Here is a 25,639-nt window from a genome sequence, read left to right as displayed (position 1 = left end):
AAAGAGCCTTTGTCAGGCTCGATTCAATGATTAAATATTTCTGTGCCGGTCCACATCATCCGTATTCACAGAATCATCCACTGAAGCATCATCGTTTGTTTTTGTATAAACGACAGGATCTTCAAATGCCCTGGATAATTTACGATGATAAAGGAAAAGAATAATAATCGCCGCGATGCCGGCAGTCACTACATTTAATAATGCCAATAGAATTGCTACACCGATATTCTTTGTATATGCATTAAATACTCCGATGAAGATGACAGATTCCATCAATACATAGGAAATTGCGATATCACCGACAGATAAGCCGAGAAAGTAGACAACAAGTCCTGTGACAGCAAAGATTAAACCGAGGTGTTTTGGATTGAAACTGCCTTTTTGAAAAACATTTCCGTCAAAATCCTGTCCTGCCACATAGAATGTACCGAAAGGAACAAAAGACAGCATAGGTACGTCAAGGTTCTTTCTTTCAGCTATACGAAACAGGAAGTAGCCCTGCAATAACCATTTAACCAGTCCGACGGCAACTAAAAATATCAATACGATTATACCGATAGCAACGAGGCCGGCCAATAAACCAAAAATTTCGATGGTAATCACTCCTTTAAACATAATTGTACCATGATTAAAAACAGATAAAAAATTTGCGACTTCAAAAATTCATGAGTATATTTCAATAAATAAAAAATTCATTCATCTTTTTGCATAAATATACTTGAAATGGCATTATTATAATGTTAGTATAAATATCATTATCATCCAAAAATAAATTACAGAGGTGTCTATTATATGAGTGAAAAAGTGGTATTAGCATATTCAGGCGGATTGGATACAAGCGTAACGATTAAATGGTTTATCGATGAAGGTTTCGAAGTAGTGGCTTTATGTTTAGATGTCGGCGAAGGAAAAGATCTGGAAATGATTAAACAGAAAGCTCTGGAAATGGGAGCGTCGGAATGTTACGTCGTCGATACTAAAGAAGAGTTTGCGGACGAATTTGTAAGCTATGCAATTTATGGAAACTCCATGTATGAAGGTAAGTACCCATTAGTATCAGCACTCAGCAGACCGTTGATTTCAAAGAAACTGGTAGAAGTTGCACATGAAGCAAATGCGGACTATGTAGCACACGGGTGTACAGGTAAAGGGAACGACCAGGTGCGTTTTGAAGTTGCTATAAAATCTCTTGACCCGACAATTAAAGTGCTGGCGCCTGTCAGAGAGTGGACTTGGAGCCGTGAAGAAGAGATTGCATATGCAAAAGAACATAATGTTCCGATTCCTGTGGATCTGGATTCACCATATTCCATCGACCAGAACTTATGGGGCAGAAGTAACGAATGCGGTGTTCTTGAAAATCCATGGAATCAGCCTCCGGAAGATGCATATGACTTAACAGTTCATCCAACTGCTGCAAAAGAGGAAGCGGAAGAAATTCTGCTGTCATTTGAAGCAGGTCTCCCGACTAAGATAAATGGTGTCAGCTATGCGCTGGATGATTTAATCCTTAAATTGAATGACATCGCAGGGGCCCATGGTATTGGACGTATAGACCATGTTGAAAACAGACTGGTCGGCATAAAATCGAGAGAAATCTATGAAACCCCCGGCGCAGCTGTAATTTTAACTGCTAAGCATGACTTGGAGACGATTACTTTAACGAAAGATATTGCCCATTTCAAGCCGGTTGTTGAACAGAAATATACAGAGCAGGTTTATAACGGCTTATGGTATTCGCCTCTCAGCGATTCATTAAGAAAAATGCTGAAAGATATGCAGTCAGAAGTGAACGGTGACGTACGTCTTGAGCTTTATAAAGGAAATGTCATAGTGACGGGCCGTCAGTCAGATAACAGCCTGTACAATGAAAAACTTGCAACTTATACTTCAGAAGATGCATTTAACCAGGAAGCTTCCGTCGGTTTCATTGAAATATTCGGTTTGCCGACGAAAGTAAAAGCGATGCTGGATAACGGAGTAAAGATCAATGACTAAAAAAGCATGGGGCGGCAGGTTTTCAGGTGAAGCACTCGAATGGGTGGAAGAATTCAATGCATCGATTCACTTTGATAAAATCCTTTTAGACCTGGACATAAAAGGAAGTATCGCCCATGCAGAAATGCTTGCAGGCTGTGATATCATCTCGGCCGAAGACAAAGATACAATCGTTGACGGACTTCACCGTGTCAAAGAAGAGGCTGACAAAGGCAATATCGAATGGGACATAAAGCATGAGGATATTCATATGAATGTCGAACATGCGCTGATAGAACTGATTGGTCCTGTTGGCGGCAAGCTCCATACAGGACGCAGCAGAAACGATCAGATAGCTACAGACATGCATCTCTATGTAAAAGAACAGGTCCAGACGATCATTCAATCAATCGAAGAGCTGCAGAACACAATAATTAAAAAAGCTGAGGAAAACATTCATGTGATCATGCCGGGCTATACGCATCTGCAGAGAGCACAGCCGATATTATTCTCCCATCATTTAATGGCTTATTTTTGGATGTTCAAAAGAGATAAGGAACGCATGCAGGATGCTTTGAAGCGTATTGATGTGTCACCGCTCGGTGCAGGCGCAATCAGCGGAACGACATTCAACATCGACAGAGAGATGACCAAAGAGGCGCTCGGCTTCGAAGATTTATATCACAATAGTATGGATGCCGTAAGCGACAGGGATTATATCATTGAAACACTGTCCGGCATCAATCTGGTGATGATACATCTTTCGAGAATTTCTGAAGAGATCATTTTCTGGATGAGTGAAGAAGCGAAGTTTGTCACTTTAAGTGATACGTTTACTACAGGCAGTTCCATGATGCCTCAGAAGAAAAACCCTGATATGGCTGAACTCATCCGTGGAAAAACAGGTCGCACTACAGGCGCACTCATGTCGATGCTGATGCTTGTCAAAGGTCTGCCGCTCACTTATAACAAAGATATGCAGGAAGATAAAGAAGGCTTATTTGATGCTGTAACGACTGTTCTCGGTGCCTTGAAAATAATGAACGGCATGATTGATACGATGACAGTCAACGAAGAAAGATTAGAGCAGACCATCAATGAAGACTTCTCCAACGCAACAGAACTTGCAGACTACCTGGTGGAAAAGGATGTACCGTTCAGAGATGCCCACGAAGTGGTGGGTAAACTTGTGCTTAAATGTATTAACAGCAATCAGTATCTTAAAGATTTGAGCATTGAAGAGTTCCAGACGGCAAACAGCTTAATCGGGGAAGACATTTATGATGTACTGTCTCCAAAAACTGTTGTTGACAGACGGCTCAGTTACGGCGGTACTTCGACAGAATCAGTGAAAAAGCAGATTAAGTATGCTAAAGAAATCATATAAAAAGACTCGCATATCAGTGATATGCGAGTCTTTTTATTTATCTGAACCTTCGGTTGTTCCTTGCGTTGATTTTATTGGCACTTCTGTATGCATCGATAATTGCAAATAACCATACAATCGGCAGGAAAATGTAACCGATCAGTATTGCAGTCAAAGCACCGTTAATCACCTGGAGAATAATCAACGTTATTCCTTTAAAGAAATGTCCGTTATATATTTGTCCCAGGCCGCTGATAAAGAAACTTAATACCGCAGCAACACCTGCACTTTTTTGTGTCGGCATAAAATTTAATTCCTCATTTCGTATAAATTCAACTATTATGATGTACCCTTTATTCCTCGTCTTTAAACTTTGATTTTCGTTCAGCGCCGCCCGGCATATTGAACGGCCACCAGTTACCGCGTTTCAACGTGACAATCAATGCCGGTATAAGAAGCGGCAGGACGATGAATGCATAGAACAGCAGTGCGAATATTATGACGCTGGTCACCTGCACTAAAATGACGATGCCTGACGGGTAGAGTGCTGCAAATGTACCGGATAATATGATGACTGCGGTAATGACTACAGTTCCCATCTTCTTGATTGCAATTTCTATTGCATCTTTAATTGAGTGATTGATAACTTCTTCTCTGAACCTGTCAATTATGAATATTGAGTAGTCGATACCGAGTGCAGCAAATATGATCAGACTGAAGAACGGCACCGCCCAGTTCAATTGATCTATGCCAAACCAGCCGAGTATCCACTGGGTCATGCTTACTGACGCAAAATACGTAACAAATATTGAACCGATCATAACGATAGGCAGAATGAATGATCTGAAAAGCGCTGCAAGTATTACAAATAAAGTGATTACGAATATGGTGACAACATAAGAGTAATCCTCTGTTGTAATCTGATCCAGGTCTCTGTTCATGCTTGTTACACCTGAGAAATAACTTTCCACTTCATTCAATTCCAAACGGTTGAGTTCTTTTGTTACTGTGGACTCTACATCGTCCAGCACCGCCATTGCTTCGTGACTGTAAGGGTCACCGTCCAGAATGACATTCAAGTTGATTGCAGTATTATCAGCAAAGCTGTATTGCTCGATCGCACTTTCCAATTCTTCAGACTCTACGAATTCCTGAGGCACATTGACACCTGTATGATCAACAGCGCCATTATCCGTGATCTCAGTCAATAAGTTCTGAATTTCTCCAAGACCATCATTCGCTTCTCCGATGCCGGTGTTGATTTCATCCAATCCTGTGGACATCTCTTCCAGACCGCCGGAAAGTTCGGCCATCTGTTCTGAAGCCTGCTGCTGCTGGGCAGCCATTTCTTCATTTGCCGTTTCCACCTGGGTGGTCATTTCATTCAGGCCGTTCTGCACTTCTTCAAGCTGTGCAGCTGCACCTTGAACATCGCCGGTCATCGTCAAGTATTGGCTGATGCCTTCAACACCCTCACTGAGTTCGCCCAGGCCGCTGCTCAGCTCACTCATATCACCCGAAGCCATTTCCTGACCTGAAAGTTCTTCGCTGATGGTTGATAAATTGGAGGAAATTTCGTCCAGGCCGCCGGTGACATCATCCATTCCGCCTGTAATTTCATCCATGCCGGAATTCGCTTCATTCAACTGGTAACTGACTGAGAGTTCATCTATCGGGTCGCCTGTCGGTCTTGTGACAGTCTGTACTTCTTTGACGCCGTCAAGCTTGCTCACCGTATCTGCGACAGATTCAATCCGTGTCAGACTTTCCTGGTTTACAAGATCATCACCATCGGAAAGAATGACCTGTACTGGAAAAATGGTTCCTTCATCGAAACTTTCACTCACGACATTGGTCGCATGTACTGCAGAGTAGGAATCATCCAGTTCACTCAATGAATCGTAACTCACCTCATCGTCATAGAAGAATGACAGTACAACCAGTATGGCTACAAGGGAGAAAATCACCCGGGTAGGGTGTTTGACTGAAAATGTCCCGAACACTCTCCAAATCTTACTCTCTTTTGTTTCGATATTTTTAATGCTCGGCCAGAAAATATACTTTCCAAGAAGAGACATGAGAATTGGCAGCAATGTAAATAATGACAGCAGCATAAATGCCATGCCGAGTGCAACACCTACAGCTGAGCGGTAGATTTCAAAGTTTGCGAAGTATAATACTGCAAACACGACAGCGCCGGATATACCACTGATGAATACCGTTTTACCACCTGTTTTAAAAGTATTCAACGTTGCTTCGTATTTATCATTTACCTGCAGTTCTTCTTTAAATCTATTCAGCAGTAAAATACAGTAATCCGTACCTACACCAAATAAAATTACGATTAAAAAGCTCTGCGTCTGAGGCGAAATCGGAAAACCGAACCATTCTACGAACCATCCCACGAAAGACTGCCCGATCAAGTATGAGACCCCGACTACCACTAAAGGTACCAAAGGTGTGACGACTGAACGGAACATGACTAAAAGCACTGCAAGAACGATGATGACCGTGAAGATTTCAGTTGTCTGGATACCGTTCATCGCATCTTCTTCAAGCGTTCTCTGAATCAGCTCATTGGATGTAATTGAAGTATCCGCTTCAGTAGGGTTCAATTCCTCAATGCTGTTTGCCACTTCCAATATGACATTTTCATCCCCAGTATACTCCATTGGAATCATCATCACGCCTGATTCTTCATTGATGAATCCTTCCTGGATATCTTCGCTCAATTCAAGAGGGTTGGTAATATTGTCTACTTCCCCGACATTCTCCAACTCTTCAATATATGTTTCAATGTCTTCCTGATGCGCTTTGACACCATCGTCAAACTCCAGCACAAGAGACATCATCTCAGTATCCTGTCCATGCTTCTCCAAATATTTGCGAGCCTGTTCACTTGGCTGATCATCAGCTAACTGCACATCACCTTTTTCAGCGGCAAGCTCTGTCAAGTTTGGAGAAAATATGAACGTGAGGACTGCGAAGGCAATCATTAGAACCGTTACCGGCCATTTAAATTTCAGGATATGTTTCATTCATTCTTCCTCCATCTGTATACTTAAGTATTATTTCTGTTGCCTGGTGCAACTCTGATAACTCATCTGCAGTGATATCTTTGATATCTTCGTATATGGAATCTTTAATATTTGATAAAAATTCCACTATCAGCTTTTTTGCACTTGGATTCAAAACAACTAATTTTGAACGCCGGTCATTTGTAAGTTCGTTCATTTTAAAAGAAATCAGATTTTTATTGAAAAGCTTCTTCAAAGTGTGTGTAGTTGAACTCTTGGTCGTGTCCAAAGCTTCGGTAATATCTGAGGGGGTGGCATGGGTATGAACGAACAGGTATTGAAGTACTTCCATCTGCGGTCTGGAAATATGTAACTTGGAAACAGTGTCTGTAACATCATTGAAAATATTTGCGTAGCCATATCCATAAATATCACGTAAATTGTTTACAGTTTCAGGCATCCTTTCCATATGTTCCCCTCCTCATATAGTTTAGTATGTTGTACTAAATTACCACAGAAGAAGTTTAGCATTTTTAAAAGGGCTCTTCAATGAATTACCTGTATGACAATTTGTCTAATATCGCACAATTGTTATAAAAATGATATTCTTACATTGTAAATAAAAAAAGAAGGGTGATGGGATGTTTCAATATCAATCTCTGTTCAGGAAAAATGCGAGTGGCCAGGCTGGAAAAATTATAGGCCTGACAATACTTGCAGGAATTTTTATAACTATCAGCTTTTTTATTGTTTTTGTTATCGGTCTGTTGCCTGCGTTTGCTTTTGGTGACAGTACCTGGGTATTATTGTACTTATTTTTCATCTTTTTTTTATTATTTTTATTCAGTGTGTTTGTCATTTATCCTTTAAGCATAGGAATCATAAAATTTTTCACTGCGGCATATACCAGAGAGAGTTATGGCTTTGGTGATCTGTTCTTCGTATTCAGGGGGCGCAGGTACGGTAAAGCTGTTAAGCTGACCATTCTGGTGTTTATCGGTTACATTATCATCAGTTTAGGAATCTCTCTTTTGATGCAGCTGCTGTTTACTGTAGTCAACCTGCCGTTTTCAGCACTTTTAGGCGGTCTGTCATATGAAAACGGCATAGAATCATCTGCTGCAATGATCACCGGACAGATCGGCGTGTTCATATTGATGGCAGTAATCAACCTGATTCTGATTCTGTTGATGTATATACCTTATGTACTGTTGATGATTTATATGTTCCTGATCTACCTTGTATATGTTGACCAGCCTCATATTCCGACAGTGGATAAATTCTCCATCGCTTTTAAAGTGATGTTCCAGGCCGGTCAAAGTCTGATGAAATTATTTTTCAGCAATGTATTGCTGCTGGCGGGTGTGACTATTCTGTACTTTGTATTTTTAATCGTTGGTGGAATACTGGTCGGTTTCCTGATCAGTGCGATGGATAACGGATTGATGACAGGGCTTATAGTGGCCATTACAGCGCTGTTATTCTTAATCATCTACATTTATGTAATGTATCTGATGGTCGGTTCAATCGTCGCCTTCTACTATAAAGGACGGGATGTATTGGATCGACAGGCGGCAGACGCTGCGCCATACCATGCGGCCGAACCGGAAACTCATGGCAGTGACTTCCGGGATGACGGTCTCAGACCTCTGGATGGCAGGGATTATTAAAATGACTTTCAGCCCGGGATCTTCCCGGGTTTTAGTTTGAGTTGAAACACTTTTAATTATCGGGGCAGAGAAGTAACATTAGATTACTGCAGTTAAATGTTGATGTCGGGAGTGATAGCGAATTGGGTGAAAGCAAAAAAGGTGTGATCTTTGCTCTGGGTGCATATCTCATTTGGGGTTTTCTTCCAATTTACTGGAAGCAGATCGAAGCAGTTTCCTCTTATGAAATTATCGCGCACAGAGTCTTATGGTCTTTTGTATTCATGATTTTATTTATAGTACTGATTGGCAAGTGGAGATATTTCAAGGAAGATTTAAAATTCATTTTCAGTAATAAAAAGAAAGTGACTGCGCTGTTCCTGGCATCGGCCGTCATCACATCCAACTGGCTGGTATTCATAATCGCAGTGCAGGCTGGTCATATACTGGATGCGAGTCTTGGCTATTACATAAACCCGCTGATCAGTATTCTGCTGGGGCTTCTCATTTTAGGTGAAAGGTTTTCCAAAGTGGGATGGGCTGCGATATGCATAGTATCCATCGGAGTCGTCTACATGATTGCAGGGCTGGGGTCGGCACCGTGGATTTCATTTTATCTTGCTGTCAGTTTCAGTGTATACGGTCTGATCAAGAAAACGATCAATCTCGATGCCATTTACGCAATGGCAGTGGAGACGTTTGTACTCGCTCCTTTTGCGTTGATATATATCATATTTGTCCAGGCTTCAGGTACGGGCGACTTCGGTATGAACACAGCAAGCCTGTGGATGATGGGTGCGGGACTCGTGACGGTCATCCCTCTGTTGCTGTTCAGTCTCGGCGTTCAGAAAATACGCTTGTCACTGATCGGTTTTCTGCAGTATTTTGCACCGACAATCATGCTGATTATCGGGGTTTTCATGTATGATGAAGCGTTTACCGACGTTCACGCAGTCGCATATGTTTTCATTTGGGGCGGACTGATATTGTACAGCGTGAACAGGTATTTAACGATGCGTAATGAGAATAAAAAACGATCCAGACGCCGCATCAGGAATTAGCATATCATTAGTTAATATCAATTAAGCGTGTTATTATTTTATAGAGATTAGGCTTTGAGGAGTTAAATATTAATGATGACTAAAAAATATATGATGATACCTTTGCTCCTTCTGTCAGTGTTCTTTGCCGCCTGTCAGAATGATTCCGGGGAAGCGGAAAAAGAAGAATCTGATGAAACGACAGAAGAACAGAGCGAAGATCAAAATATAGATGAAGAAGAAAATAGTGAGATTGCATCTGAAGAGCCGGAAAAGACCGAAGAAACAGACGTGAATACCGAAGAGAATAATGAGATATTCAATCAGGTGATCGATAAGTCGGAAGACCTTGATAGTTACGAGGCGCTGATAGACTTGGAAGGTTCTGTCGATGGTGCACCATACACATTAAATGCTGAAGCCGCTATTAAAGATGGAGATCCACCTGATCTGCTATTAAAGTCTAATGATGAAGTGAGAACAGTTGCAAAAGACGGCTCGACTTATATATTCACTGGTGAAGAATGGGTGGAAACTACCGAATCCATGAATATTGAAAGTTTATTTTTCGTAACATATGAAAGCACACTGAATTCCTTATCTGATTTATCAGGACAACTGACTAAAGAGGAGACAGATGATTCCTACCTGTTTAGTTATGAAGGGTCGAACCAGTCGGTGTATAAGGCGTTTCAATCATTGCTCGGATTTGAATTCGGTGCATTGGATACTTCAGAAATATACAGTGACTTGGAAGTGGAAGTGGATAAAGAAGACCATGTACTGGAGTATATTACCTATGAGGCATCCGGTGAGGATGAACAAGGAGAATACTCGATGAACGGTGATGTGGAATTCACAAGTTTTAATGAAGTGGAAGATATAGAGCTGCCTGCTGAAATAGAAGAAAATTAAAAGTCTAGTCTGTAAATGTTGAAAACCGAACGGCTCATATGAGCCGTCCGGTTTTTTGATGTTCAGGAAAAGAGAACCTTATAACTTTACATTATGGATGGACTTATTCGTATTTTCACCACTTAAGCCCGTCATAACCTCTGTCAATTGATCGGAGTCATGTACAGCTCTATAAAGTCTCTGTCTTTTTCCAGGTCGGGCGGCAGGGACAGTGATTCACCCAATGCTTCGAGTCGTTCATCTACGGTGAAGCCGGGTGCTTCGGTTGAAATTTCAACGGTGATATTGCCGGCTGCCTTAATATAGATTGCTTTGAAATAAAAGCGGTCGACAATTCCTGAGTTCCGCCATTTCTCCGCATTGACAATATCTAAAACGTTCTTCAGTTCTTCCTCGTCACGTACTTTGAGTGCGAAGTGATGGACACTCCCGAAGCCCTCTTTTTCAATTTGGGAAGACCTGTTTTCTATGACAAACACGGAGTCCAGACCAAACTTCACTTCCGTTTCTTCGGTTTCATCGTCCCATTCCCCTTTGACTTTCCCACCGAGCATTTCTAAAAATAAAACCATCGGCTTCAAGTACTGGACGGTGACTTCAACTGCTTTAATACCGGTGATGGCAAATTCCTCAGGAATGCCGGCTCCTGTAAATGGTTGTGATTCATCGTATTCCGAATCGACAATCAGAGCCAGGCGCTGGTTTTCATAATCTGAAAAATTCATATATGTGTAACCGAATCTTTCAATGATACCTTCTGTATACACGCCTTTTTCCTGGAAACGTCCCTTGAAATACTCCAGGGCTTCCATTGAGGGCACTCTGAAGACAGTTCTCGAGATGGAGTTTGTACCGGGCTGATATCTGGATGACTGACTGATTTCAAAAAATGTGATGTCGGTGCCCGGTGTACCTTTATAATCAGCATAGAACAGATGATACATACTCGGCTCATCCTGGTTGACTGTTTTTTTGACCAGTCTGAGACCTAATAATTTTGTGTAAAAATCATGATTATCCAAAACTTCTTTAGTTATTGCAGAGACATGATGCAATCCTTTAACTGACACAGATATCTCTCCTCGGTAAATATGTTACATTTATTATATAATACGAATGCATGGAAGACTAACTTTAGAGGGTGTTGAATATGGAGCATCTATTTATAAAAGGGAAGAATGAAAATCCCTATACGATCATTTTATTTCACGGAACAGGCGGACGCGAGACCGATCTCCTGGATGTGGCGGCAACGATAGATTCCAATGCCAATGTGTTAAGTCTGCGCGGGGATGTTGATGAGAACGGACAGACAAGATTTTTCAAGCGGCACAGTCCGGGGGAATTTGATGAAGACAGTCTGCGGGAAGAAGGCATAAAAGTAAGAGATGCGCTGCTGGATTTCGAAAAAGAATATGATATAGATCTGGGACAGTCGATTTTAGTCGGTTATTCCAACGGTGCAAATATGGCTGCCCATCTTTTATTAAATTATAATTTATATGTACTCGGTGCACTGCTCCTTCACAGCGGATACAGAAGCGAACAGATGGAAAAAGTGGATTTGACGCGGACCAATGTCCTTCTCACAGCAGGGGCGAGGGACATGATGGCGACTGCCGGAGAATCCTATCAATTGAGAAAAGAACTTGAGCTTAGAGGTGCTGTTGCCGAAGTGAAACTCACGGACGGCGGCCATGAAATCGTGCCTGATGAATTGATGGAAGGGCATGTCTGGTTTTTAGGCATAAAGCGGGATATTGAAGATGCACTGGAAGATGAGTTCGATAGTTTATAAATGAAAACATGGGGGATGTAAAATGCAAATCATCGATCAATCGGGCCGGACGTTCACTCTGGGCTTCCAACTGATATTCTTTACAATGCTGAAATGTGTGACTTTAGGAAAGATCGAAACCATCAATGAAAAATATAAAAGTGTGAAGAAAGAGTCCGAGCAGGAGAGGAACAAAATTTAAGCGAAAAAAACAGGCTTTAAGCCTGTTTTTTATTTTAAATAAGTTTCTTCAAGATATATCGCAAGTCCGTCTTCGTCATTATTGAATTCCGTCACGTCGTCTGCGGCACTGATGACAGATTCTGTGCTGTTAGCCATCGCCGTGTTTTTCCCGCACACTTCAAAGAGAGGCAGATCGTTCATGGAGTCGCCGATTGCATGGACTTCGTCCGCATCAAAATCATATTCTTCCAATAAAGTCTCGAGGCCTGTGCCTTTATCTTTGCCACCAAGCATGATTTCAGAATTATGCCTGCTCGTTTTGTACAGGGAGTAGCCAAGTTCATCCTGCCGTGCACTTAAGTAATCGAACCATGCGTCGATCTTTTCAACATCTTTTGAAATGAAAAACACTTTAAGTATTTCATCCATTTTCAGCTCGTCGACCCAATGGGTTTCAACATCCAGCATTTTAAGCAGTGCAGCATGCTCGTACTCTTTCATCGTTTCAGGTTTTTCTGCACCGATGTCACGCCTTGCATATCCTTTATCCCTGTTTAAAGTTCTTGCGCTTTCTTCAGCAGTGTAGGTCTGATAAAAGATTTCACGTTCCCTTGCTGCATTCAGCACTTCTTCCACAACTTCCCTGTCAAACTGATAACTGACGATTCTTTTATAATCTTCACCTTCGCGATTATAAATGCTCATGCCGCTCGCTGCAACAAATCCCGACAGGGGGACCGACTCAGGCGTCACTCTTAAAATGCCGCTCTTCGTACGGCCGGTTGCGATAAAAGTCATCATGCCCTTATCGTGCAGTTTATTTAAAACATCGACTAAACGCGGCGAATATTCACCACGGTCATTTAAAATGGTACCATCCATATCCAAAGCGATCGCTTTCATAAATATATCTCCTATAATGTATGATTATTGAATTTATTTGTTAATTAGACTATACCAAATATGATAAAATGTTTGTTAATTAAATTAATTGGAGTGAGAACAGAAATTGAATACATACAGGAAATCTTTACTGGACGGACTCACTATCGGGCTCGGTTATCTGCCGGTTGCTGTCGCCTTCGGAATAACGGCTAAACCGCTTCTCACTGCATTTGAAACTTTTTTGATGAGCTTTATGGTTTTCGGCGGTGCAAGCCAGTTTCTCGCACTTCAGATGCTTTCCGCCTCAAGCAGTGCAGCAGCAATCATCATCGCGATTTTCGTTTTGAACTCCAGGCATTTCGTGATGTCTTTTAAAATCAACTATGATTTGAAAGATGAGTCGCTGTTGAAAAAACTGCTCATTTCATCTTATGTCACCGACGAATCATTCGCACTCTCTGCAAACATTGAAGACGAACGCAAAAACTTTATAAACTATTTCATTATTTTTATTACGGCATACATATTCTGGGTTGTGTTCTCCGTTGTCGGCTATCTGGCCGGGGAAATAATGAGTGAAGAATGGGTGACGGCAAGCGGCATCGCTTTATATGCACTGTTCATCGCTCTATTGGTGCCGGCCGTCAGAACACATTATAAATATTTGATTGTCGCTGTGCTCGGCATGATATTACATTTCCTGTTTATAGAAATAAACTTCATACCGTCCGGCATTGCAATCATCTTAGCGATGGTACTGGCTGCAATGTTTGGGTTGGTTTTGGAAAAAAGGGGTGGTAAGGTATGATAATGTTAATCGTCATGTTATTTCTATCGACAATCATCACGAGAATTCTGCCTGCATTTTTTGTCGGTGGTCTCGCATTTCCGCAGTGGTTGATCACTCTGCTCAATTACATACCATACGCTGCGCTTGGCGTATTGATTTTTCCGGGATTGTTGACGGCGGTGGAAACGCCTCTGCAGGGAGTTTTAGGCGGTTTATTTGCAATGATACTTGCGATATTCAGAGTGCCGCTGTTCTTTGTTGTATTTGGAACAATTATTTTCGTATACTTTTTAATTTGAAATAGTGAGGGAACATTATGTCAGAATTTTTGTTTATATTCATTAATGTCATGCTCCCCATCGCAATCATTGTAATTATCGGATATGTTGTCCAGCTCAGATTCAAACTTGAGCGTGCCACGCTTGCCAAGCTGATGATCAACTACATTATGCCGGTCTTTATTTTCATGAATCTATTCGAAGCGGATATGGAGTTGACGCTGCTTATGTCTGTTCTGCTGTTTCTCATATTATATGCAGCTCTGACATTCCTCCTTACATATTTTGTCGGTAGGGCGATGGGACTCGACCCCGGGCATCAGATTCTTTTTACCAATTCGAATCTATTCTATAATGCAGGGAACTACGGGGTGCCGGTCAACGATCTTGTTTTCAGAAGTGATCCGTTCGCGATGAGTGTTCAGATCATGATGGTATTTTTTCAAAATATGTTTGCGTACTCCTACGGCGTCGTCTCGCTCAGAGCTCGTGAATCCGGTAAATGGAAAGCACTGCTGGGATATTTTAAAATGCCGATATTTTACGGTCTGGCATTGGGTTTGATATTTAACTTTTTCAATATCGGCGTACCGGCATCCGTATACATATCTTTTGACTACATCAGTGATGCGATGATCGGCACAGTACTATTCATACTCGGTGCCCAGATAGCAGGTATATCATTCAAACGCATCCGTATCAGCTCGATTGCTGCGAGTTTCATCAGACTTATCATTGGACCTGCCCTGACAATTGTTTTATTATTATTGTTCAATCTGACCGGCGTGGTCGCCCAGGCGATATTGATCACCACTGCGATGCCGTCGGCAGTCAACAGCACGATCATTGCACAGCAGTACAGTGATGATCCTGAATATGCTGCGGAAATTGTCATGTTCAGTACATTATTCAGTGTGGTGACAGTGCCGCTCGTCATCTACATCGCTTTGAATGTATTTTAATATTCCGGATATGATAAAATGTAATTACTAAACAGTATTTGGAGGTGGATCTGTCATGGCAAATGCAGAGACACATTTGGAAGCATATAATATGAATGATTTAAAGAGATTGGCAAAGACCATTTCGGTTAAAAATTATTCAACTTTTAAAAAAGATGATCTGATCAATGAAATCATTAAACAGCAGAAAGATGCTGACACGGCAGCATATGCATATAAGTACATTGATGAAGATTCATTTAACACATGGAAAAAATCGGTGGATGAAGATCCAAAAGAAAAGCGTTATTCACTTGAAGAGATTTTCGGTCTGTATATCATGGGGTATGCATTCGAAGATACAGAACTGGAAGACAACTTCTTCCTGACAGACACGATAGTCGACTTGTATAAAGAAGTGGATACAAAAGGGAACAGGGAAGAAAGACTAGAAGTTCAAAGAAGACTGAACCTCTTCAGAGCGGCGCTTCACCTTTATGGCATCGTAAGCTTTGAACAGCTGATCCATTTATTCAAGAAGTATTATGATGAAGAAGTGACCTCGAACGAAATCATAAGGTTCCTTGAAGAATCCCCTTATGATATTTCGATTGATGAAGATAATGCCCAAATAGTGATTGATGATATGAACTATGCCCAGTATGAAATGGTCAAGAAGCTCCAGGGTGACAGACCGTACTATGAGCCTGAGTTCGGCAAATTCATCAAGTTCAGCAATCCGAACTATATTGATGAGTCATCCAATCACAGAAAGCTGAAAGAATGGATAGAGAAGAATGTGAAAGTGCCGCGTTCTAAACATGAGAGCATTTACATTTCTCTTTTACAGCTGATCATGCGCGGGGAAAAGCAGGACGAAATCGTTCAGTATTTAATGTCGCTCGATGTTGAATTCAGCAACGTCCATGATCAAAGAGATTTCTTTGATAATATTGCAGGCATCGTTGAAAACACCCGCCACTTCAAGTTCAGAGGCCATAAAGAATCAGAATTAAAAACGAAAACAATCGTTAAAGAAGTAAAAGTCGGACGCAATGATCCTTGTCCGTGCGGCAGCGGCAAGAAATATAAAAAATGCTGCGGTGCTTAATATAAGAAAACCCTGTGTAATACAGGGTTCTTCTTTGTACATAATTTTCAAAATAATAAAATTAAGGGGATTTTATGAAACATAACAATTATCCATATCAGAACAGCCGCTACAGTGTATACGCAAAAAACGGGATGGTCGCAACGACGCATCCTTTGGCAACAGAAGCAGGTATTGAAGTATTGAAGCAGGGTGGTAATGCGATGGATGCAACAGTTGCGACTGCTGCGACTTTGACCGTAGTGGAACCGACCAGCAACGGCATAGGCGGAGATGCTTTCATGATCGCCTGGATGAACGGTGACTTACATGGTATGAATGCAAGCGGGCAGTCACCGGATAAAGCGTCCATGGAAACTTTAAAAGCGCATGGTCATAATGAAATACCTGCATACGGCTGGCTGCCGGTGAATGTTCCGGGAGTGCCTGCGGCATGGGCAAGCCTCATCAGTAAGTTCGGCAGGCTCACTTTGAAAGAAGTTTTAGCGCCTGCCATCCGGGCAGCGAGGGATGGATATGTCATAACGCCGACGGTAGCCAAGTTCTGGCAGGCTGCGCACAGGACATTTAAAAGAGAAGTGGAAAATTTCCCGGAGATAGAAAATTGGTTTGAAGTGTTCGGCGAGGTTGAAGCGGGTGATGTGAAAACATTGCCGAAACACGCCGACACATTGGAAGATATCGCAAATACGGATGCAAAATCATTTTATGAAGGCGACCTGGCAGATAAAATAGTCAAATATGCTGAAGAGACGGGCGGAATTATCACACATAAAGATTTGAAAAATTTCGAAGTGGAATATGTCAAGCCGATCAGCATCAATTATAAAGGGTACGATATTCATGAAATTCCCCCGAATGGGCAGGGAATCGCTGCATTGATGGCCCTCGGCATACTAAAAGATGATAACTTTGCCGAGAAAAACGGTCATTATTACCACCATCAGATTGAAGCGATGAAACAGGCATTCAGTGATACGACGACATATGTTTCAGACAGCAGCCATATGAAAGTGACTTCTGATGATCTGCTCGATGTGGAATACCTGCAGGCACGCCGGAAGGAGATTGACGGTTATGCACAAGAGCGGGTCCACGGTGAACTGCCGAAAGGCGGAACTGTTTATCTCGCAACAGCAGATGATGAAGGCAATATGGTTTCATATATTCAGAGCAACTACATGGGCTTTGGTTCAGGCGTCGTCGTGCCTGAAACAGGGATTGCACTTCAGAACAGAGGTCACAATTTCTCGACAGATGAAAATCATCCGAACTACATCGGCGGCAGTAAAAAATCTTTCCATACGATTATTCCGGGGTTCATCACGAAAGATAAGAAACCCGTCGGACCATTCGGTGTCATGGGCGGCTTTATGCAGCCGCAGGGTCACCTGCAGGTTGCAATGAACCTGATTGATCACGGCATGAATCCTCAAAGTGCACTGGATGCACCGAGATGGCAGTTCATGGAAGGCTTGAGGGTGGATGTTGAAGACCGCTTCCCGGCGGATATTGCACGCGAACTGAACAGAAGAGGACACGCAGTCAATGTCAATCTCGAACCGAACCATTTCGGGCGCGGGCAGGTGATCATCCAGCAGGACAACGGCACTTATGTCGGTGGGACTGAATCCAGGACGGACGGTTCCATATCAATCTATTAGAAGAAGTGAGCAAATATGCAGTTAAAGATATTTTGGGTATTTTTCAAAGTGGGAATGCTGGGCTACGGAGGCGGTCCGGCTTCAATCCCTCTGATAAAAGCAGAAGTGGTGGATATACATAAATGGATGACGGATGATGAATTCCAGGATATGCTGGCAATTGGAAACACTCTGCCCGGACCGATAGCGACAAAGCTCGCAGGATATATCGGTTATATAAAGAGCGGTTGGCTTGGACTGATCAATGCAGTGCTGGCGACCATCATACCGACAATATTCCTGATGATCATCCTGCTGACTTTATTTGTGGAATTCAAAGACCTTGGGTGGGTCCAGGGGATGAGCCGCGGTGTCCTGCCCGTCGTCGGTGTCATGATGGCACTGCTGACCATCGACTTTTTAAGTAAAGCGAAAGCAAAGACGACATGGATTTTCCTGATACCATTTACATTGGTTTCTTTAGTGCTGCTTGTTCCTTTGAGTGTGCACCCTGCAATCATCATCGCAGTGATCATCATCTTCAGCCTGCTTAGAAGAGAAGGGAGAAAAACATGATATATATCCAGATTTTTTTAGCGTTTTTCATTCCCGGCATTCTTGGCTATGGCGGTGGACCCGCTTCCATCCCGCTTGTTGAGCAGGAAGTGGTCAGAAACTACGGGTGGATGGATTCCCAGCAGTTTGCGGAAGTACTTGCACTCGGCAACGGCCTGCCCGGCCCGATCATCACAAAGATGGCGGGTTATATCGGCTTTATGGTCGGTGGTGTGCCGGGCGCAGTCATTGCTGTAACTGCGGCTGTTCTGCCGTCATTACTATTGATGATATTTTTAGCGGGGCTGCTCTACAAAATGAAGGGCACTAAGAAGTTTGAAACACTGACGTCACTTGTCAGGCCGGTCATTGCGATTTTACTTGGTGTCATCGCATACGACTTCTTCAGCGGTGCATTCATCCAATCAGGTGTTGTGCATACTGTTGTTTTAATCATTGCAAGCTTTCTGATGCTGACGAAATTCAAAGTGCACCCGGCCCTGGTCATTTTATTCGGGCTGGTATACGGTGCGCTGTTACTATAACTACAGAGAAGGTGATAGAATGGCAACATCAATTCAGGATACTTATACTTTATCAAACGGGGTGAAAATCCCTGTGATGGGGCTCGGTGTCTATAAAAATGTGGATGAAACTGAACTCGAGACGGCTGTTTCAAGTGCTCTGGAATATGGATACCGTCATATTGATACGGCGAAAGTCTATAAAAATGAAAAAGGTGTCGGCAGGGCGATCAAAAATTCAGGAGTACTGAGAGAAGAAATTTTCGTGACAACAAAAGTATGGAACACGGAGCAGGGCTACGAAAACACTTTAAAGGCATTTGATAAAAGTCTCGAAGAACTTGATATGGATTATATCGATCTTTATCTAATCCATTGGCCGATGCCGGGCACATACGTGGAAACATGGAAAGCATTGGAAACACTCTATAAAGAAGGTAAAGTGCGTGCAATCGGCGTTAGTAACTTCAATCCGCATCACCTGCAGGATCTGTTTGATGAATGTGAAATCAAACCGATGCTGAACCAGGTCGAGTATCACCCGCATCTCGCGCAGAAGGAACTTAGAGCCTTCTGCAAAGAGCATGATATCCTTCTCGAAGCATGGTCTCCGCTCAAGCGCGGCCGGATGTTCGATGAACCTGTCCTTGTAGAACTGTCCGAAAAATACAAAAAGACGCCGGCGCAGATCATTTTAAGATGGGACGTTGAAACAGGAGTTTCCACCATACCGAAATCAGTCAGTGCTGACAGGGTAAAAGAAAATGGGAATATATTTGATTTTAAACTGACCGGTGAAGAAATTGAGGCCATCACTGCTCTCGACCGCCGTGAAAGAGTCGGCAAAGATCCGGATAAAGTGACTTTGGAAACATTTGCAGATTAATAGAAGCCCCGCTGGAATTTCAGCGGGGCTTTATACGTATGAGTCATTCCAGTAATTATATTCATGGCTTGAAAAGCATCTCTAGCTGAACCTGAAAATAATCAGCGGCAGCAGAGTGAATATGAATGCTGTAAACAGCTGTAGGATAAGGAAGATCAAGACCCATTTGACAGTCTGCGGATTCTTATCTTTAATCAGGTATTTACCGAATATAAATATTGAAAATGTAAAATATATGAACATGATCAGTATGATTGAAGGTATCGTAATGACAAATGCGATTGTGATATCCGCGGATGTGATGATCAGGACGTATATCAGTATTGCGAGCAGTATTAAGATGAACTGCGTCATCAATGCCAGCACGCCGTAGTCATGCATCAACTTTCCTGTACTTTTCGGCTGCTTCAACGCGTATTTATTCATAAAATAAAATACAAGGAACCCGGCGGCAAAAAATGCCCATAAATAGAACATCAGGAAGATGCCTGCAAGTATGACGATGGTACCGTCCCCGAATCCTGTCTCAAAGAGTGAATACAGCGGATACAATGCCAGTATAAGGAATATTATCACCGGCACTGTGCTGACAAGTACGCTCATCCATTTTGAAACAACCTTTGTGTGATTCAAGATGCGGTTCGGCAAAAAAAGGCTCATATAAAAATATATCAGGGGGTTCAGTTTATTATTGGCTCGTGCAGTCATTCATATGTCTCCTGTCTTATGAATAAGTTTTTTTCTGAATTTAATTATCAGCCGGAAGATAATATAGGCGGCCATAAACCCGGTGAGTGTTCCGACTAAGTTTACAGTAACATATAAGGCCTCATTCATATCATGGAAAAAAGGCCGGTTATTGATAAAAAAGTAATTGCCGTCGACATAAGTGTTTAAAAAATATACAAAAATAAAATAGCTGATGAATATAACATAAGCTTGAAAGACACCTTTTAAAGTGGGGACAAAGCCCATCCCGAAATGCATTGCCAGTGGGAAGAGTACATTGGCGGCATGCAGAATGAAGAATGACCATCCGGCCATATGCCAAACAGGGTGTATGCCGATCGGATAGATGAAAGCGGCAGACGCAAAAAGGCCGATATAAAATATAGCCTGATTTAAAAAATCTTTTCTGACAAAGTACTGGATGATGATCAGCCAGATGACCACACGGCAAATCTGGAAAGGCAGAGAATATGACAGTGAGTAGTCATCATTGATCAAATACCAGGAGTTGATCAACACTCTCTGACTGATAGAGATAAAAAGAAAAATGAGTAACATTCTGTCTGTATTTCTTGAAATTTTAAACCTCAGCCGATATATTACATAAGCGGAGATCAACAGTAAAACCATGTATAAAAAATAACTTAAGTCGCCGGGTTCAATATAAGGCGTATCGGGATTGACCATACTATCCATAGGGGACCCACTTCCTGTAAGGTATTATAATTTAAGAATAAACGACTTGAGAGGAGTTTTACAATGAATGAGAAAATTTTTAATGAGATGGCGAAACGCTATGACAATGAAGAACGCCGGCATCTGGCGGGTGTCATTCTAAATGAACTGAAACAGCATCTTGATGAAACAGAAGGTAAAGTGCTCCTTGATTACGGTGCAGGCACGGGTCTGCTCGGACTGGAACTTGCTGATTCATTCCAAAAAGTGCATGCTGCGGATGCCTCATCTCAAATGGTAAAAATTTTAAAAGAAAAGATAGCGCTTGGAAATATTGAAAATGCAGAAGCGCATGAAATGAATCTTCTCGAATCGGACACTGTCATTAAAGCTGATATCATTATTATGTCCCTCGTACTGCTCCATGTAAAAAATCATCAGAAATTGATTCAGAAACTTTACGATACATTAGCTGACGGCGGAGAAGCTTATATAGTAGATTTCGATAAAAACGATAAAGTGACACATCCAAAAGTGACGAACGGATTCACTCACGAAAATTTAAAAGAAATGATGGAAAACGCAGGGTTTAAGAATGTCAAAGTCGAAAACTTTTACGAAGGTAAGGAAATATTCGTGAAAACTGATGCGACAGTCCTCATGGCTTCAGGTGAAAAATAAGATATAGATCATCAAAAAAGAGTGTATTCCATTAAACGGAATACACTCTTTTTAGGTGAGTCTAATTATAACCTCTTTTATACTGTTCAGGAACGAACTGTTTACTCTTATCATTATTCAGTACCCAATGCGGATCGCGGAGGAGGACACGGCCGAGCGCGACAAGATCTGCGCCTGCTTCAGAGATCGCACGCTCGGCATCTTCCAGTTCATCCAATATGCCGACTGCGATGACAGGAATATCCGCTTCATCTTTAATGCGTTTTGCATAAGGGAGCATGTATCCCGGTGACGCACCCGGGAATCGTTCGGCCGAAGGCTTTCCTTCGCCTCCGGCAGAAACGTGGATCATATCGACGCCGGCTGATTTGAACTGTCTGGCAAGATATACGCCGTGGTCCAGATCATAGCCGCCATCCGCAAATTCCTTGGAAGATATTCTCATCAGAAGTGGCATATCTTCAGGCATTTCATTTTTAATTGCTTGAATCACTTTAACACCGAATAAACTCAAGTCCTGGCCGAATGCATCACTTCTGTTATTTGTTCGCGGCGCTGAAAACTGGTGGATCAGATAACCGTGCGCGCCGTGGATTTCAATCGTATCGAAACCGGCTTCAACAGCACGGCGGGCACCCTGACGGTAGTTTTCGATGACCTCTTCTGCTTCTTCGGTCGTCAGTTCATGCGGCTTTTTAAATTTGCCGCTGTATGCGATGGCACTGGATGATACAGGTTCTTCGGCATCCTCGGCTTTTCGGCCGGCATGGGCAATCTGTATGCCGATTTTTGCACCGGTTTTGTGCACTGAGTCAACCAGCCGTTTGTAGTGGGGAACATGCCCATCAGACCATATACCGAGACAGCCGTCTGTAATACGTCCTCTCGGTTCAACATTGGTCATTTCAACCATGACCATTCCGACTCCGCCATGTGCACGTGATAAATAGTGCGTCGTATGCCATTCATTGGGTATGCCGTCCTTTGCACTGTACTGGCACATGGGCGCCATGACGATCCTATTTCTCAGTTCAAGGTTTTTTATTTTATAAGGTTCAAAAACAGACATCTGAAAATACCTCCAAAAGTAAATTGATATATTTATTGTGTATGAGCGGGTTTTCAAAGTCCAGTCATTTGCAATATGAACAAATTCAGACAGTTTGATGGAAATTTTCTCATAAACACTTAAATTGTAATAAATTATCCACATGATAAAATTGAGATGATAGTACAATAGTATAGGAGAGTCGGCATGGAATATATTATTAGAAAACCTGAACTTAAAGATGCAGAACAGATCATTGAACATAAAGAAATTGTGACTGAAGAGTATCCGGATACTCTTGCCACTCCTATTGAGGACAGGGGCATTCCTCTTGAGAAGCAGGAAGATAACATCACTTCTCTTTCGAAAGAGGATCTGGGACTGGTTGTGGAAGTGGATGGCCGCATTGTGGGCATTTTGAATTTGAGACAGAATCCGCGTAAAAAGTTTGAGCATGTCTGTCAGTTTGGCGTCAGCCTTCAACCGCAGTATGCAGGGCATGGTATCGGCACTGAGCTGATTGACCGGGCGGTTAAGCATGCTGAAGAAAGTAAGGTGCTTGAAAAAATCGTACTCGACGTGTTTTCCAATAATGAGGGTGCCATCCGATTTTACGAAAGACTTGGTTTTGTACAGGAAGGCAGACAAAAAGACCAGGTGAAGCTGAAAGATGGTTATACAGACCTGATTCAGATGGCGAAGTTCGTCAAATAAGTCGCTGCAGATGCAGCTATCATAAGATTAAAGGTTGAGATGAATTATGAAATCCATTTTAATGGTCGGCAGCGGTGTTCTGCTGGGGTTCCTTTTAATATTTACAGGAATTGCATTCTTCCCTGACAGTTTTGCGTTTAACGCAGTGGCGAGTCTGATACTGATACTTTCCCTTATCATCTTATTCATAATGCTGATAGTAAAATTCACAATGCATTCTAAAGCTGACCGGGAAAATAATGAATAATGGGACACATATTAGAAAAGGTACCAAATCAATTTGATCTGGTACCTTTTTTCTATATCTATACTGTTACAGCTTTATCTTCATTTTCCAGATGATGCATATAGTCTTTTATACGGTGTGGAATCATGACGACTTCATTTTGTAAGTTTCTCGGACGGTATGACTTATCGATACACTTGTTCCAATAAGTGACGTGTCTGCGGTCTATGCACTCAGCAGCTTCTGAGTTGGTGTCGCCATCGTCAGCTTGAATTGAATACCAGTAGAGATACTCACGATCTCCTACAGTATCACGCATAATCGTCTCTACAAACATTTTTTCACCATCCAGTGAAAGCAGTGCATCCTGCATGTTCTCATTAAGAAACGCCATCCATTCATCTACCAATTCGCTTTTGCCTTGTTTTATACGAAATTTTGTTAACTCTACCTGCATTTTCAAGCCTCCTTTTCAAATTCACTTTCACTATCATACATCATTTTAAACCTTTGTCAATTCACTTTTTAAATTTTCATTGTTATATTTAATATGTAAAAATATTTTAATAAGAAAGAAAATAGGAAGGGTGATTCCATGTCCACATGGAAAGAGTTGAATACACGTGCACAGGCCAATACTAAACGCATTCAGGAGACTGTTCCGGAAATGATGAGAGAATACAAAAAGCTGCAGAATGTTGCTTATGCAGAAGGTGCTCTGGATAAAAAGACGAAAGAATTTATCGCCCTCACATATGCGATAGCAGACAAGTGTGAAGGGTGCATCGGCAACCACATCAATAAACTGGTGGAGCTGGGTGCCTCGAGACAGGAAATCGCGGAAATTGCTGAAGTGGCTGTCGTAATGGGCGGGGGGCCCGGCATGGTCTACAGTGGGAAAGCTATGGAAGCCTATGATGAAGCAGTCTCGGAGAAAAATCAATTATAGGCTGAAAAGTATACATTGTGCTGGTTTATATATTCTAATTTAGGTTAATTGAAAGGTATATGGAGTAAGTGATGATAATATTAAAGGAGTGTTCATCCAGTGGCAGAGAAAAATATTTACGGCAATACACCACCGATGCTTGGAGCTGAAAATTTAACAGGGGCAGCTGAATATAATACGGATGTACTTTTCTATGGTGTACCATGGGAAGCTTCAAGTACATGGGGAGATTACACGGGAGTGGAGCTCGGCCCGAAGCAGATTCGTCTGTCTTCACAGAGATACAGCACTTATTTACCAGAGCTCGATCATATAAATATAGAAGATCATTTAAGTTTTGGTGATGTTGGAGATGTGGCTGTAAATCCTCATAACGTCCCGGAAACAGTGGACATCATTGAAGAGTTCACTGAAAAGCTGTGGAACAGCGGAAAATTTCTGGTCGGTATCGGCGGAGATCACAGTGTATCCTATCCAATCGTAAAGGCACTGACCAATACAGGGAAGAAAGTCGGCATCATTCATCTCGATTCTCATTATGACAACTATGAGGATTATGAAGGGGATAAGTATGCCCGAAGCACACCATTCAAAAGATTATATGAAACAGAAGGTGTGAGGAATGAAAGTCTGATCCATACAGGTATCAAAGGTCCGCGCAATAAGCCTGAAAATGGGAAAGCGGCAAAAGAAGCGGGTGCTGTAACGCTGACAATCAATGATATCCGCGAGCAGAATGATTTGAGAGCATATGCAAATGAAATATATGATATGGCGGCGAAAGATGTCGATGTCGTCTACTTGACGATTTGCAGCGACGTTCTTGACTTTGCTTTTAATCCAGGCGGCCCTGTCGACGGCAATGGATTGAATTCGTATGAACTATTGACGATGATCTATGAATTCGGTAAGCGCGGTCTGTGCGGAATGGACTATGTTGAAGTCTATCCGATGCAGGATGCCAATCAGAATTCTGCACATTTTGTTTCAACAGCAGTGCTTTATGTTCTTGCGGGTCATATCAATGGAGGTCACCACAAATAAACAGGGGTGGCCTCCTGTTTTTTTATAAACAAAAGG

At 42.1% G+C, this 25,639-nt stretch carries 30 protein-coding genes; 20 read left to right on the top strand and 10 right to left on the bottom strand.

Annotated features, from left to right (window positions below):
• Nucleotides 1–30: 30 nt before the first annotated feature.
• Nucleotides 31–615, bottom strand: a complete 585-nt coding sequence (locus ACY8DT_RS04050) for a hypothetical protein (RefSeq protein ID WP_462421651.1) — start codon at nt 613–615, stop codon at nt 31–33.
• A gap of 177 nt (nt 616–792) precedes the next feature.
• On the opposite strand from ACY8DT_RS04050, the gene ACY8DT_RS04045 reads away from it, so the two are divergent.
• Nucleotides 793–1,998: an argininosuccinate synthase gene (locus ACY8DT_RS04045; RefSeq protein WP_462421650.1), complete on the top strand. Its 1,206-nt coding sequence runs from the start codon at nt 793–795 to the stop codon at nt 1,996–1,998.
• Nucleotides 1,991–3,364, top strand: coding sequence for an argininosuccinate lyase (gene argH / locus ACY8DT_RS04040; protein WP_462421649.1), 1,374 nt, complete (start codon nt 1,991–1,993; stop codon nt 3,362–3,364). The genes ACY8DT_RS04045 and argH overlap by 8 nt, the downstream gene beginning before the upstream one ends.
• Nucleotides 3,365–3,401: 37 nt before the next feature.
• Here the strand turns inward: argH and ACY8DT_RS04035 are convergent, their stop codons facing one another.
• Genes ACY8DT_RS04035 through ACY8DT_RS04025 form a run of 3 tightly spaced genes read right to left on the bottom strand, consistent with a single transcriptional unit; the run spans nt 3,402 to nt 6,829 of the window.
• Nucleotides 3,402–3,647, bottom strand: a complete 246-nt coding sequence (locus ACY8DT_RS04035; protein WP_462421648.1) for a hypothetical protein — start codon at nt 3,645–3,647, stop codon at nt 3,402–3,404.
• Between the two features lie 49 nt (nt 3,648–3,696).
• On the bottom strand, nt 3,697–6,381 hold the full coding sequence (locus ACY8DT_RS04030; RefSeq protein WP_462421647.1) for an MMPL family transporter: 2,685 nt from the start codon (nt 6,379–6,381) through the stop codon (nt 3,697–3,699).
• Nucleotides 6,359–6,829, bottom strand: coding sequence for a MarR family transcriptional regulator (locus ACY8DT_RS04025; RefSeq protein ID WP_462421646.1), 471 nt, complete (start codon nt 6,827–6,829; stop codon nt 6,359–6,361). Before ACY8DT_RS04025 ends, ACY8DT_RS04030 begins: the two co-directional genes overlap by 23 nt.
• A gap of 172 nt (nt 6,830–7,001) precedes the next feature.
• Here ACY8DT_RS04025 and ACY8DT_RS04020 point away from each other — a divergent pair, with 172 nt between their 5' ends.
• The 3 genes from ACY8DT_RS04020 (at nt 7,002) to ACY8DT_RS04010 (ending at nt 9,964) form a co-directional block, all read left to right on the top strand.
• Nucleotides 7,002–8,030: a hypothetical protein gene (locus ACY8DT_RS04020; protein ID WP_462421645.1), complete on the top strand. Its 1,029-nt coding sequence runs from the start codon at nt 7,002–7,004 to the stop codon at nt 8,028–8,030.
• 122 nt (nt 8,031–8,152) lie between these two features.
• Entirely contained in the window at nt 8,153–9,070 is a 918-nt protein-coding gene (gene rarD, locus ACY8DT_RS04015; RefSeq protein ID WP_462421644.1) for an EamA family transporter RarD, read from the top strand.
• Nucleotides 9,071–9,142: 72 nt separating this feature from the next.
• On the top strand, nt 9,143–9,964 hold the full coding sequence (locus ACY8DT_RS04010; protein ID WP_462421643.1) for a DUF6612 family protein: 822 nt from the start codon (nt 9,143–9,145) through the stop codon (nt 9,962–9,964).
• A 143-nt stretch (nt 9,965–10,107) separates the two neighbouring features.
• On the opposite strand, the gene ACY8DT_RS04005 is transcribed toward ACY8DT_RS04010, so the two are convergent.
• A complete protein-coding gene (locus ACY8DT_RS04005) occupies nt 10,108–11,034 on the bottom strand; it encodes a VOC family protein (protein WP_462421642.1) in 927 nt (308 codons plus the stop codon).
• An 80-nt stretch (nt 11,035–11,114) separates the two neighbouring features.
• On the opposite strand from ACY8DT_RS04005, the gene ACY8DT_RS04000 reads away from it, so the two are divergent.
• Complete coding sequence (locus tag ACY8DT_RS04000; protein WP_462421641.1) at nt 11,115–11,762, top strand: alpha/beta hydrolase; 648 nt, start codon at nt 11,115–11,117, stop codon at nt 11,760–11,762.
• A 22-nt stretch (nt 11,763–11,784) separates the two neighbouring features.
• The gene (locus tag ACY8DT_RS03995; RefSeq protein ID WP_462421640.1) at nt 11,785–11,943 is read left to right on the top strand and encodes a hypothetical protein; all 159 of its coding nucleotides are present in this window, start codon (nt 11,785–11,787) and stop codon (nt 11,941–11,943) included.
• 29 nt (nt 11,944–11,972) lie between these two features.
• Here the strand turns inward: ACY8DT_RS03995 and ACY8DT_RS03990 are convergent, their stop codons facing one another.
• Complete coding sequence (locus tag ACY8DT_RS03990) at nt 11,973–12,827, bottom strand: HAD family hydrolase (RefSeq protein WP_462421639.1); 855 nt, start codon at nt 12,825–12,827, stop codon at nt 11,973–11,975.
• 106 nt (nt 12,828–12,933) lie between these two features.
• Between ACY8DT_RS03990 and ACY8DT_RS03985 the strand changes: the two genes are divergently transcribed.
• The 8 genes from ACY8DT_RS03985 to ACY8DT_RS03950 all read left to right on the top strand — a co-directional run bounded on the left by ACY8DT_RS03985 (nt 12,934) and on the right by ACY8DT_RS03950 (nt 19,537).
• Nucleotides 12,934–13,617, top strand: coding sequence for an AzlC family ABC transporter permease (locus ACY8DT_RS03985; RefSeq protein WP_462421638.1), 684 nt, complete (start codon nt 12,934–12,936; stop codon nt 13,615–13,617).
• Nucleotides 13,614–13,898, top strand: a complete 285-nt coding sequence (locus tag ACY8DT_RS03980; protein WP_462421637.1) for a branched-chain amino acid transport AzlD family protein — start codon at nt 13,614–13,616, stop codon at nt 13,896–13,898. Before ACY8DT_RS03985 ends, ACY8DT_RS03980 begins: the two co-directional genes overlap by 4 nt.
• Before the next feature lie 17 nt (nt 13,899–13,915).
• Entirely contained in the window at nt 13,916–14,839 is a 924-nt protein-coding gene (locus ACY8DT_RS03975; protein WP_462421636.1) for an AEC family transporter, read from the top strand.
• Nucleotides 14,840–14,894: 55 nt separating this feature from the next.
• Entirely contained in the window at nt 14,895–15,929 is a 1,035-nt protein-coding gene (locus tag ACY8DT_RS03970; RefSeq protein ID WP_462421635.1) for a Rho termination factor N-terminal domain-containing protein, read from the top strand.
• A 74-nt stretch (nt 15,930–16,003) separates the two neighbouring features.
• The gene (locus ACY8DT_RS03965; protein ID WP_462421634.1) at nt 16,004–17,593 is read left to right on the top strand and encodes a gamma-glutamyltransferase family protein; all 1,590 of its coding nucleotides are present in this window, start codon (nt 16,004–16,006) and stop codon (nt 17,591–17,593) included.
• A 15-nt stretch (nt 17,594–17,608) separates the two neighbouring features.
• Complete coding sequence (locus tag ACY8DT_RS03960) at nt 17,609–18,148, top strand: chromate transporter (RefSeq protein WP_462421633.1); 540 nt, start codon at nt 17,609–17,611, stop codon at nt 18,146–18,148.
• Nucleotides 18,145–18,672, top strand: coding sequence for a chromate transporter (locus ACY8DT_RS03955; protein WP_462421632.1), 528 nt, complete (start codon nt 18,145–18,147; stop codon nt 18,670–18,672). The genes ACY8DT_RS03960 and ACY8DT_RS03955 overlap by 4 nt, the downstream gene beginning before the upstream one ends.
• Nucleotides 18,673–18,691: 19 nt before the next feature.
• Nucleotides 18,692–19,537 (top strand): aldo/keto reductase, encoded by an 846-nt coding sequence (locus ACY8DT_RS03950; protein WP_462421631.1) that lies wholly within the window; start codon nt 18,692–18,694, stop codon nt 19,535–19,537.
• Nucleotides 19,538–19,618: 81 nt separating this feature from the next.
• Here ACY8DT_RS03950 and ACY8DT_RS03945 read toward each other — a convergent pair whose 3' ends face one another.
• Nucleotides 19,619–20,245, bottom strand: coding sequence for a hypothetical protein (locus ACY8DT_RS03945; protein WP_462421630.1), 627 nt, complete (start codon nt 20,243–20,245; stop codon nt 19,619–19,621).
• Nucleotides 20,246–20,962 (bottom strand): TMEM164-related integral membrane acyltransferase, encoded by a 717-nt coding sequence (locus tag ACY8DT_RS03940; RefSeq protein ID WP_462421629.1) that lies wholly within the window; start codon nt 20,960–20,962, stop codon nt 20,246–20,248. It lies immediately after the preceding gene.
• A 63-nt stretch (nt 20,963–21,025) separates the two neighbouring features.
• Here ACY8DT_RS03940 and ACY8DT_RS03935 point away from each other — a divergent pair, with 63 nt between their 5' ends.
• The gene (locus ACY8DT_RS03935; protein ID WP_462421628.1) at nt 21,026–21,622 is read left to right on the top strand and encodes a class I SAM-dependent methyltransferase; all 597 of its coding nucleotides are present in this window, start codon (nt 21,026–21,028) and stop codon (nt 21,620–21,622) included.
• A 61-nt stretch (nt 21,623–21,683) separates the two neighbouring features.
• Here ACY8DT_RS03935 and ACY8DT_RS03930 read toward each other — a convergent pair whose 3' ends face one another.
• On the bottom strand, nt 21,684–22,691 hold the full coding sequence (locus ACY8DT_RS03930; protein WP_462421627.1) for an NADH:flavin oxidoreductase/NADH oxidase: 1,008 nt from the start codon (nt 22,689–22,691) through the stop codon (nt 21,684–21,686).
• Between the two features lie 186 nt (nt 22,692–22,877).
• On the opposite strand from ACY8DT_RS03930, the gene ACY8DT_RS03925 reads away from it, so the two are divergent.
• Together ACY8DT_RS03925 and ACY8DT_RS03920 are read left to right on the top strand one after the other, a co-directional pair.
• On the top strand, nt 22,878–23,384 hold the full coding sequence (locus tag ACY8DT_RS03925) for a GNAT family N-acetyltransferase (protein ID WP_462421626.1): 507 nt from the start codon (nt 22,878–22,880) through the stop codon (nt 23,382–23,384).
• A 46-nt stretch (nt 23,385–23,430) separates the two neighbouring features.
• Nucleotides 23,431–23,631, top strand: coding sequence for a hypothetical protein (locus ACY8DT_RS03920; protein WP_462421625.1), 201 nt, complete (start codon nt 23,431–23,433; stop codon nt 23,629–23,631).
• A 58-nt stretch (nt 23,632–23,689) separates the two neighbouring features.
• Here ACY8DT_RS03920 and ACY8DT_RS03915 read toward each other — a convergent pair whose 3' ends face one another.
• Nucleotides 23,690–24,067 carry a DUF6176 family protein gene (locus tag ACY8DT_RS03915; RefSeq protein ID WP_462421624.1) on the bottom strand — a complete coding sequence of 126 codons (378 nt, stop codon included), beginning with the start codon at nt 24,065–24,067 and terminating at the stop codon, nt 23,690–23,692.
• A 138-nt stretch (nt 24,068–24,205) separates the two neighbouring features.
• On the opposite strand from ACY8DT_RS03915, the gene ACY8DT_RS03910 reads away from it, so the two are divergent.
• Nucleotides 24,206–24,559: a carboxymuconolactone decarboxylase family protein gene (locus tag ACY8DT_RS03910; protein WP_462421623.1), complete on the top strand. Its 354-nt coding sequence runs from the start codon at nt 24,206–24,208 to the stop codon at nt 24,557–24,559.
• Between the two features lie 135 nt (nt 24,560–24,694).
• Nucleotides 24,695–25,603 (top strand): agmatinase family protein, encoded by a 909-nt coding sequence (locus tag ACY8DT_RS03905; protein ID WP_462422222.1) that lies wholly within the window; start codon nt 24,695–24,697, stop codon nt 25,601–25,603.
• Nucleotides 25,604–25,639: the final 36 nt, after the last annotated feature.

The organism is Salinicoccus sp. Marseille-QA3875 (assembly GCF_054950095.1).
This window is presented reverse-complemented; position numbering and strand designations above follow the sequence as displayed.

Bases quoted from the DNA above. Each gene is read 5' to 3' on its own strand.
- ACY8DT_RS03965 (WP_462421634.1), top strand. From the start codon at position 16,004: ATGAAACATAACAATTATCCATATCAGAACAGCCGCTACAGTGTATAC.
- ACY8DT_RS03940 (WP_462421629.1), bottom strand. From the start codon at position 20,962: ATGGATAGTATGGTCAATCCCGATACGCCTTATATTGAACCCGGCGAC.
- ACY8DT_RS03910 (WP_462421623.1), top strand. From the start codon at position 24,206: ATGTCCACATGGAAAGAGTTGAATACACGTGCACAGGCCAATACTAAA.
- ACY8DT_RS04050 (WP_462421651.1), bottom strand. From the start codon at position 615: ATGTTTAAAGGAGTGATTACCATCGAAATTTTTGGTTTATTGGCCGGC.
- argH (WP_462421649.1), top strand. From the start codon at position 1,991: ATGACTAAAAAAGCATGGGGCGGCAGGTTTTCAGGTGAAGCACTCGAA.
- ACY8DT_RS03905 (WP_462422222.1), top strand. From the start codon at position 24,695: ATGCTTGGAGCTGAAAATTTAACAGGGGCAGCTGAATATAATACGGAT.
- ACY8DT_RS04010 (WP_462421643.1), top strand. From the start codon at position 9,143: ATGATGACTAAAAAATATATGATGATACCTTTGCTCCTTCTGTCAGTG.
- ACY8DT_RS04025 (WP_462421646.1), bottom strand. From the start codon at position 6,829: ATGGAAAGGATGCCTGAAACTGTAAACAATTTACGTGATATTTATGGA.
- ACY8DT_RS03925 (WP_462421626.1), top strand. From the start codon at position 22,878: ATGGAATATATTATTAGAAAACCTGAACTTAAAGATGCAGAACAGATC.
- ACY8DT_RS03995 (WP_462421640.1), top strand. From the start codon at position 11,785: ATGCAAATCATCGATCAATCGGGCCGGACGTTCACTCTGGGCTTCCAA.
- ACY8DT_RS04045 (WP_462421650.1), top strand. From the start codon at position 793: ATGAGTGAAAAAGTGGTATTAGCATATTCAGGCGGATTGGATACAAGC.
- ACY8DT_RS03975 (WP_462421636.1), top strand. From the start codon at position 13,916: ATGTCAGAATTTTTGTTTATATTCATTAATGTCATGCTCCCCATCGCA.
- ACY8DT_RS03990 (WP_462421639.1), bottom strand. From the start codon at position 12,827: ATGAAAGCGATCGCTTTGGATATGGATGGTACCATTTTAAATGACCGT.
- ACY8DT_RS03955 (WP_462421632.1), top strand. From the start codon at position 18,145: ATGATATATATCCAGATTTTTTTAGCGTTTTTCATTCCCGGCATTCTT.
- ACY8DT_RS03970 (WP_462421635.1), top strand. From the start codon at position 14,895: ATGGCAAATGCAGAGACACATTTGGAAGCATATAATATGAATGATTTA.
- ACY8DT_RS04035 (WP_462421648.1), bottom strand. From the start codon at position 3,647: ATGCCGACACAAAAAAGTGCAGGTGTTGCTGCGGTATTAAGTTTCTTT.
- ACY8DT_RS04000 (WP_462421641.1), top strand. From the start codon at position 11,115: ATGGAGCATCTATTTATAAAAGGGAAGAATGAAAATCCCTATACGATC.
- ACY8DT_RS03980 (WP_462421637.1), top strand. From the start codon at position 13,614: ATGATAATGTTAATCGTCATGTTATTTCTATCGACAATCATCACGAGA.
- ACY8DT_RS04030 (WP_462421647.1), bottom strand. From the start codon at position 6,381: ATGAAACATATCCTGAAATTTAAATGGCCGGTAACGGTTCTAATGATT.
- ACY8DT_RS03915 (WP_462421624.1), bottom strand. From the start codon at position 24,067: ATGCAGGTAGAGTTAACAAAATTTCGTATAAAACAAGGCAAAAGCGAA.
- ACY8DT_RS04020 (WP_462421645.1), top strand. From the start codon at position 7,002: ATGTTTCAATATCAATCTCTGTTCAGGAAAAATGCGAGTGGCCAGGCT.
- ACY8DT_RS03950 (WP_462421631.1), top strand. From the start codon at position 18,692: ATGGCAACATCAATTCAGGATACTTATACTTTATCAAACGGGGTGAAA.
- ACY8DT_RS03930 (WP_462421627.1), bottom strand. From the start codon at position 22,691: ATGTCTGTTTTTGAACCTTATAAAATAAAAAACCTTGAACTGAGAAAT.
- ACY8DT_RS03935 (WP_462421628.1), top strand. From the start codon at position 21,026: ATGAATGAGAAAATTTTTAATGAGATGGCGAAACGCTATGACAATGAA.
- ACY8DT_RS03960 (WP_462421633.1), top strand. From the start codon at position 17,609: ATGCAGTTAAAGATATTTTGGGTATTTTTCAAAGTGGGAATGCTGGGC.
- ACY8DT_RS03920 (WP_462421625.1), top strand. From the start codon at position 23,431: ATGAAATCCATTTTAATGGTCGGCAGCGGTGTTCTGCTGGGGTTCCTT.
- ACY8DT_RS03945 (WP_462421630.1), bottom strand. From the start codon at position 20,245: ATGACTGCACGAGCCAATAATAAACTGAACCCCCTGATATATTTTTAT.